Source organism: Streptomyces sp. NPDC052023, from assembly GCF_044548465.1.
Taxonomy (GTDB): Bacteria; Actinomycetota; Actinomycetes; order Streptomycetales; family Streptomycetaceae; genus Streptomyces.
In genome coordinates this window covers 82,439-89,880 of the sequence record NZ_JBIUBW010000027.1, presented here as the reverse complement: position 1 = coordinate 89,880, position 7,442 = coordinate 82,439, and the positions used below count along the sequence as shown (strand labels likewise).

Sequence of the window (7,442 nt, the reverse complement as noted above, 5' to 3'; positions counted from 1 at the left end):
GGCGTAGACGGCCACGCTCGCGATCCCGGCATCCCGGCAGGCCCGGGCAACGCGGACAGCGATTTCGCCACGGTTGGCGATGAGCACCTTGCGCATGTCAGGACGCCCGTGCCGGTGCCGGCGGCTCGCCCGCCCGGCTGAACCGGCCGGCTCCGGCCTCCAGCGGACCCAGCGACCCGTCGAAGAAGATCAGCGGTTCCTGGCCGTGCTGCGGGACGCCCAGTTCCACCACTTCGCCGATGACGATGTCGTGGTCGCCGGCCGCGTGCACGTCGACGGTCGTACAGGCGAGGTAGGCGAGGGCCTCGCTGAGCGCCGGCAGCCCGTCGCCGGTGAAGTGGTGCGGGACTCCCGCGAACGCGTCGGGGCGCTTCTCGGCGAACCAGCGGGCCAGCGGCTGCTGCTGTCCGGACAGGAAGTTGACGGTGAAGCCGCCGCTCTCCTGGAGCAGGTCGTGCAGCCGGGACTGCTTGTGCAGGCAGAACAGTACGAGCGGCGGGTCCAGCGAGACCGAGGTGAAGGAGTTCACGGTGGTCCCCTCGGCCCGGCCGTTCGGGCCGGTGGAGACCACCGTGACGCCGGTCGTGAACAAGCCGCACACGCGGCGCAGGCTCAGCGGCTCGATGGGCTGTCGCTCAGGGGTGCGGGTCAGCGACCGCGCTGCTGCGGACATGCTCATCCCTTTCATGGGGGTGTCGTGGGTGTGCCGCGCGGGTCAGAGGAGCTTGCGGACCTTGGAGCCGGCCTTGACGATGCCGAGCAGGAACTCCCGGCCGACGGCGTTCATCTCCGAGGGCGCCTGCACCGACGCCCAGAACAGGAAGCGGGCCATCGTCGGCACCGACGGGTAGATGAAGCGCTGCTTCTCGTCCTTCCAGCCGAAGACCGGGTTGACGACCGGTGAGTCACGCAGGGTCCTGAAGATGATGTCGGCGGCCTCGTCGCCGGTGATCGCGCCCGCTTCGTACTTCTCGCAGGCCTCGGCGGTGGTGTCGAGGATCTGCTTGAAGGAGTCGGACTGCGGCCACCACAGACCCGGGTACCGGACCTGCTCCAGCTCCTCGAAGTGCTCCTTGCGGCCGTCGCGGGCGTGGTTCAGCCGGGCCCGGGTGAGCCGCATGGTGCCGGGGGTGATGAAGGAGCCCCACACCCGGAACACGGCGTTCCACAGGCGGAAGTGGGAGAAGGCGATGAAGGAGCTGTTGACCAGTTCGTCGTTGTACTGGAGCAGGCCCTGCTCCAGCCGCTCGACGTACTCGAAGCGCTCGGCGGAGAAGTCCCCGTCCTCGAGCGCGACCAGAAGCCGGGAGGTCAGCGCGTCGACGACCTCGAAGGTGTTGGACAGACCGCGGGAGTACAGCGCGTCGATGAAGCCGGCCGCGTGCGACATCAGGCACCAGCGGTCGCCGATGGTCTGCTTCGATGAGTACTGGAGCCGGTCCGTGGACACCCACTCGCGCACCCGGGTCGCGCCGTCGAACTGCCGCTTGACGGCCGGGTACTTGTCGAGCCAGAGCTGGAACTCCTGCTCCGGGGTGAGGTCCTTGGGCTTGGGGTAGGTGCGCTCGTCGACGGTCAGGCCGACGCTGCACAGCGGATTGCGGGACTTGTCGTGGTTGTCGAACGGGATGATCCAGAACCAGCCGCGCTCGATCATGTGGTGCAGGGTGCCGGTGTGCCAGTCGGCCGGCGGGCGGAGGTCCTTGGGGTGGCCGCTGACGTCGTCGAACCGCTTGATGCCGACGTAGTGCGTGAACATCGAGCGGCTGTGATGTTTGAAGCGGGCCGGCTTCTCCCGCAGGTCGAACTTGTCGGCGAGCGGCGAGCGGAAACCGGAGGCGTCCACCAGGTACTTGGCCCGGTACTGCTCGGGCTGGGCGCCCGGCGCGGCGCTCCTCCCGGTGACGGTCACACCGTCGTCGTCGAAGTCGACCTCGCTCGCCCGCCAGTTCTGCCGGGGCGTGCACCCGTACTTGATCGCCACGTGGAACATGAAGGAGTCGCTGTCCTGGCGGTGCATGTGGCTGTTCTGGTGGAAGATCTTGGGCAGCGCCAGCTGGGTGGCCGCACGCGGGTCGGGTTCCTGGCCCACCTCGTGCTTGATGAAGCCGAAGTGCGCCTTGGTGCCGAAGGTCGGTCCGATGTCGCGGGTGGACGCCTGGACGCTGGACAGGCTCTTCAGCTCGGGAATGTCGTGCCGCTCGGAGAGAATGTGGATCCACTCCACGAGCTGCGGGGTCATGGACTCGCCGACGGCGAAGCGCGGGTGGGCGGTCGCGTCGACCAGCAGGACCCGCGCACCGTGCTTGGCCAGGATCGCGCCGGTCACGGAGCCGGCCAGGCCCGATCCCAGGATGACGACGTCGAAGGTCATCTCCTTGGGTATGTGTGCCGATTCCGTCGCGCCTTCGGTCATCTTCGTGACCATGAACTGTCTCCTTCTCCAGGGTTCTTCGGGGCGGAACACAGCATGAAAAAAGGCCCTTCATTCGAGTGAATGAAGAGCCGTGGAAAAAGGCGTGAGGTAACCGCTGAATTAAGCGTGACAGGTTTTGGCCAGAGGGTCAACCCCTGGCCGGAACGGTGGACTTGGTGTTTTCGGAAAGATCGCTTCCGGAATTCCCACCGGAATGCCCGTCGGCCGGCTCGCCGGAACGCGAGCCGGTATTGTCCGCCGGTTCGAGCAGTTTCAGCAGCAGCGCCCGCAGTTCGTCCTCGCCGCCGGGCCCGAGCATGGCGGCCACGTCGTGCGCCAGCTCGTGGACGGCCGCGGTGACGACGGCGAGTTTCTCGCGGCCCTCCTCGGTCACTTCGAGGGCGTACCGGCGGCGGTCGTGCGGGTCGCGGCCCCGGCGGACGAGCCCCGGTTCGACGAGCTCGTCGACGAGTTGCGAGGCGGCCGGCCCGGTGATGGCGAGGAACTCCGCGAGCTGCTGCTGGGAACACGGGCCGGAGGCCACGAGCGCGGACAGGGGCCCGTAGTGGCGGACGCGCAGCCCGGTGCCCGTGAGCTTGTCGTCGCCGTGCCGGCGCAGCCGGAAGTGGGCCTGCGCGACCAGGTACTCGGTGCCCTGCACCAGCGGCTGCGCCGACTCGGGCAGCAGCCGGGCGAGCAGCTCGTCGAGCCGGGCGGTCTCCTCACGGGAGAGCGCGGCGGTCAGGTGGGCGTCCCGCTCGGCGACGGCGCGACGCATGGAACCCAGGGCGGTGCGGCCCCGGTCGGTCAGGGACAGCACGTACTGGCGCCGGTTGTCGGGGTTGCGGGTGCGCTGGACCTCGCCGCGGGCCTCCAGGCGGTCGATGACCTGCACCATGATGGTGCGGTTGATGCCGAGCCGCTCGGCGAGGTCGAGCTGGGACGCCCAGTCCTGGCCGGTGAGGGCGTCGAGGACGAGGAAGTCCCGGGAGTCGGTGCCGGTGCCGTCGGGGGTGGCGGAGAACTGGGCGTGGACCCGGCGCAGCAGGTAGCTGACATAGCCCGCGAGGGATTCCGGGAGCACTCCGGGGACCTCGGCGCTCTCCTCGGTCCTGGTGAGGGGAGTCGACGGGTTCACCGGGCTCACCGGCTCCTGGACCTTGTCGCGTGCACGCCGCAAAACAGCACCTCCTGCCCGAGTATAAGTGCGGTGCACCCACCGTCCCCTCCGGTGCGCCGCGGTCCGGAAATCCCGTAGGTGACGTCAGCTCGGCGGAGGTGTGCAGGGGGCCGGCGGCCCCGCCGCGGGGGAAGGGGCGGGGCCGCCGGGGTGTGTCACAGCGCGACGGAGGGCTGGGCCCCGTCCCGCTGCGGCTGAGGTGCCGCCTTCGGCGCGGTGAGCAGCGCCGTCAGCAGGGCCAGCAGGTAGAGACCGCCACCGAGCAGGAAGCCGTACGAGTAGCCGGTGGTCAGCGCGTCGGACGTGGTGGGCTCGGACTCGTTCTGCGTGATCACGGTCGCCGCCGCGGCCAGCGCGGCGAGGCCGATCGCGCCACCGATCTGCTGCGCGGTGTTGACCAGGCCGGACGCGGCCCCGGTCTCCTGCGGCGCCACCCCGCGGACGCTGATGATGGTGACGGCCACGAAGACCATGCCGAGGCCGAGTCCGGAGACCAGCTGCGCCGGCAGCAGCGCGACCCACGGGTTCTGGCCCGGCGCCAGCAGGCTGAACCAGACCATGCCGAGGATGCCCACCGTCAGACCGACGGAGATCACCGCGCGCTCGGACAGCCGGGCCAGCAGCTGTGGTCCGAGGGCACCGGCCGCCAGCAGCATGCCCACCGCGTACGGCAGGTAGGCGACGCCGGTGATCATCGGGTCGTAGCCCTTGACGAGCTGCATGTAGAGGGTCAGGAAGTAGAAGGTGGCGAGCATGCCCGCGCCGACCAGGAACATCACCAGGTTGGCGCCGAGGCGGCTCTTGTCGGCCAGGATGCCGCCGGGGATCATCGGCGCCCGGGCGGTGCGCTGGACGGCGACGAAGGCGATCAGCAGGACCAGCGCGACACCGAGGGAGACCAGCGTGGTGGTGTCGTCGAGGCCTTCCTCGCCGGCGCGGGTGATGCCGTAGACCAGGGCGCCGAAGCCGAAGGTGGCGGTGAAGGCACCCGGCACGTCGACCTTGCCGCGCTCACGGCCGCCCTCGACGAGGACACCGGTGCCGACCAGGACGGCCAGGGCGATCGGGATGTTGACGAACATCACCCAGCGCCAGTTCAGGTACTCGGTCAGCGCGCCGCCGAGCAGCAGGCCGACGACCGAGCCGAGGCCGCCCATCGCGCCGTACACACCGAGCGCCTTGTTGCGGGCCGGGCCCGCCGGGAACGTGGTGGCCAGCAGGGACAGCGCGGTGGGCGCGGCGATGGCGGCGCCCAGCCCCTGCAGCAGCCGGGCGGTGATCAGCAGTTCGCCGGTGGTGGCCAGACCGCCCAGCAGGGAGGCGGCGGTGAAGATGACCAGGCCGATCCGGAAGACCAGCCGGCGGCCGAACAGGTCACCGGCGCGGCCACCGGCCAGCAGCAGTCCGCCGAAGGCGAGGGCGTAAGCGGTGACGACCCAGCCGAGTCCGGCCTCGCTGAGGCCGAGGGCGCTCTGCATGCTCGGCAGGGCCACCGCCACGATCGTGTTGTCCAGGACGAGCATCAGCTGTGCTGCGGCGATGACCAGCAGCGCGAGGCCGAGCTTGCCGTCCTGCTGCGGCGGTGCCGCGGCCCTGGGGACGGCCTGGGTGCGGTCTTGCAGCGACATGAGCTCTCTCCGATGTCTCTGGGATGCGGGGGGTGTTGCGGCGGGAGCCCGGGGGCGGGAAGCGGAGGCGCCCCCGGGCGTGGGGGCCGGTGTCAGCGGGCGGCGGAGCCGGCCTTGGTGCCCCAGATGTCCAGCGCCTCGTAGGCGGCGCGCCACTCGGTCTCGTAGGCGTTCTTCAGCGGGTCGGGCATCTTGCCGAGGATTCCGGCGAGTTTGGCGGCGGACATGTCGTCGAGCAGCCAGGGCAGGTAGAACCGGGAGTCGTCGCCGACGCGGGTGCGCTGCTCGGCGCTGAACGCGGCCCACTGCTCCTGGGTCATGGTGATGTCCATGAGCTTCAGGGCCTCGCTCTCCTCGTGGTCGAGGTGGCCGCCGAGCTGGGTGTGGAGGGTGTCCGTCAGCCCGCCGAGGCGCTCCAGGCCCGAGTCGCGGTCGGCGAGGGCCGCGTCGATGCCGGCGAGCAGCGGGTCGATGACCGCGTGTTCGGCCTCCATCGCGTCCAGCAGTGCCAGCTCGTCGGGCCGGCCGGCAAGCGCCTGCTGCATCACCGGCCAGACGGTGACGTCCTCGGACGTGTGGTGGATCGTCAGGAACTTCTTGAACAGCTCCCAGCCGACCGCGGTGCTGAGCACATGACGGGGGTCCTCGTCGACCCGGGCGGTGATCCGCGCGATCCGCTCCAGCTCGCGCCGGAGGGCGTCGTGGATGGCGAACATCATCGTCATGTCGAGGTTCTTGAACTCCTGGCTCATCACTGTCTCCCTCAGTGCCTGACTGCTGGGTTGCCGTACCGCGAGACTATCGTCAACTTACTTATCTATCAATGCACCCAACTAGCAACCGTCCAACCATCCACTGCCCAAGCGATGACCGGAAGGGCAGGTGGAAGGCGGTTTCAGCGGGTGCCGGCGGACTCCAGGACCGGCTCTTCTTGGCCGGTTCCGGTGGGGTCCTCGGCCGGATCCGGATCCTTGGCGCCACGGCGGATCCAGCTCAGCGCCGGGGAGGTCGCGGCCGTGGTGACCAGGGCCATCAGCACGAGGATCGTGAACAGGTCCGGGCCGATGACGCCCAGGCCGAGGCCGATGTTCAGCACGACCAGCTCGGTCAGGCCACGGCAGTTCATCAGTGCGCCGATGGACATCGCGTCCCGCCAGCCCCGGCCCGCGAGCCGGGCCGCGACCGAGCCGCCGCCCCACTTGCCGAGCACGGCGACGGCGAGCACGGCGCCCGCCCACAGCCACAGCACGGGGTCGCCGCCCAGCAGCGACACATCGGTCCTCAGTCCGGTGACCACGAAGAACAGCGGCAGCAGGACCGGCACGGCGAACGCCCGCAGCCGGGCCGCCGCGGCCTCGATCTTCCGCCGGCCACGCGGGGTGACCACGCCGAACAGGAACGCGCCGAACAGCGCGTGCACACCGATCTCCTCGGTGGCGTAGGCGCTCAGGCACAACCCGCTGAACAGCACGACCAGCACCACACCCTCGGCGTACTTGCGCTCGGCCCGCCCCGCCCACCGGCGCAGCACCGGCCGGACGAGACAGAACATGGCCAGCGTGAAGGCCGAGGCGTACGCGGCGGTGGTGAGCGCCTCCAGCGGCGAGCCGCTCTTCGTCACCGCGACCACGGCCGCCAGCAGGCACCAGGCGGTCACGTCGTCCACCGCGGCGCACGCCATGGCCAGCGCGCCCACCCGGGTCCGGTACAGACCCCGGTCGGTGAGGATGCGGGCCAGGACGGGGAAGGCGGTGATGCTCATCGACACCGCGATGAACATCACGAACGCCGTCCTGTCGGTGCCGGCAGGGGCGAAGGTGCCGTACATGCCGAAGGCCAGCACGGTGCCCAGCAGCAACGGCAGCGCGATGCCCGCCTGCGACACGGCCACCGCGGTACGGCTGTGGCCGCGCAGCGCCTTGAGGTCCAGTTCCAGCCCGACGAGGAACATGAAGGCGAGCAGCCCGATGTTGCCCAGGACGCCGAGGTACGGCAGCACGGACTGCGGGAAGAGCCAGGCCTGCGCGCCGGGCCACAGCCAGCCCAGCAGCGAGGGACCGAACAGGATCCCCACGACGATCTCGCCCACCACGGGCGGCTGCCCGAGCCGCCGCACGAGCTGGGCGCCGGCCCGGCAGGCCAGGATCACCGCGGGCACGGCTGTCAGCAGATCGGGAAGGGGATCGGGAACAGCGGCCATCACACGTCTCCTGTGGAG

Annotated in this window: 7 protein-coding genes; all 7 read right to left on the bottom strand. The window is 70.2% G+C overall.

Annotated features, from left to right (window positions below; translation table 11 throughout):
- A partial coding sequence (locus tag ACIHCM_RS34395; RefSeq protein WP_279617129.1) for a biotin carboxylase N-terminal domain-containing protein occupies positions 1-96 on the bottom strand: 96 nt, incomplete at its 3' end.
- 1 nt (position 97) lies between these two features.
- On the bottom strand, positions 98-673 hold the full coding sequence (locus ACIHCM_RS34390) for a flavin reductase family protein (RefSeq protein ID WP_399904901.1): 576 nt from the start codon (positions 671-673) through the stop codon (positions 98-100).
- A gap of 42 nt (positions 674-715) precedes the next feature.
- Entirely contained in the window at positions 716-2,428 is a 1,713-nt protein-coding gene (locus ACIHCM_RS34385) for an NAD(P)/FAD-dependent oxidoreductase (protein ID WP_399904898.1), read from the bottom strand.
- Positions 2,429-2,564: 136 nt separating this feature from the next.
- A complete protein-coding gene (locus ACIHCM_RS34380) occupies positions 2,565-3,596 on the bottom strand; it encodes a MarR family winged helix-turn-helix transcriptional regulator (RefSeq protein WP_399904895.1) in 1,032 nt (343 codons plus the stop codon).
- Positions 3,597-3,751: 155 nt separating this feature from the next.
- On the bottom strand, positions 3,752-5,224 hold the full coding sequence (locus ACIHCM_RS34375; RefSeq protein WP_399904892.1) for an MFS transporter: 1,473 nt from the start codon (positions 5,222-5,224) through the stop codon (positions 3,752-3,754).
- A gap of 92 nt (positions 5,225-5,316) precedes the next feature.
- Complete coding sequence (locus ACIHCM_RS34370) at positions 5,317-5,976, bottom strand: hemerythrin domain-containing protein (protein WP_399904889.1); 660 nt, start codon at positions 5,974-5,976, stop codon at positions 5,317-5,319.
- A gap of 143 nt (positions 5,977-6,119) precedes the next feature.
- A complete protein-coding gene (locus ACIHCM_RS34365) occupies positions 6,120-7,424 on the bottom strand; it encodes a cation:proton antiporter (protein ID WP_399904886.1) in 1,305 nt (434 codons plus the stop codon).
- Positions 7,425-7,442: the final 18 nt, after the last annotated feature.

Coding starts and splice junctions, on each gene's coding strand:
- ACIHCM_RS34385 (WP_399904898.1), bottom strand. CDS start 2,428: ATGGTCACGAAGATGACCGAAGGCGCGACGGAATCGGCACACATACCC.
- ACIHCM_RS34365 (WP_399904886.1), bottom strand. CDS start 7,424: ATGGCCGCTGTTCCCGATCCCCTTCCCGATCTGCTGACAGCCGTGCCC.
- ACIHCM_RS34375 (WP_399904892.1), bottom strand. CDS start 5,224: ATGTCGCTGCAAGACCGCACCCAGGCCGTCCCCAGGGCCGCGGCACCG.
- ACIHCM_RS34390 (WP_399904901.1), bottom strand. CDS start 673: ATGTCCGCAGCAGCGCGGTCGCTGACCCGCACCCCTGAGCGACAGCCC.
- ACIHCM_RS34370 (WP_399904889.1), bottom strand. CDS start 5,976: ATGAGCCAGGAGTTCAAGAACCTCGACATGACGATGATGTTCGCCATC.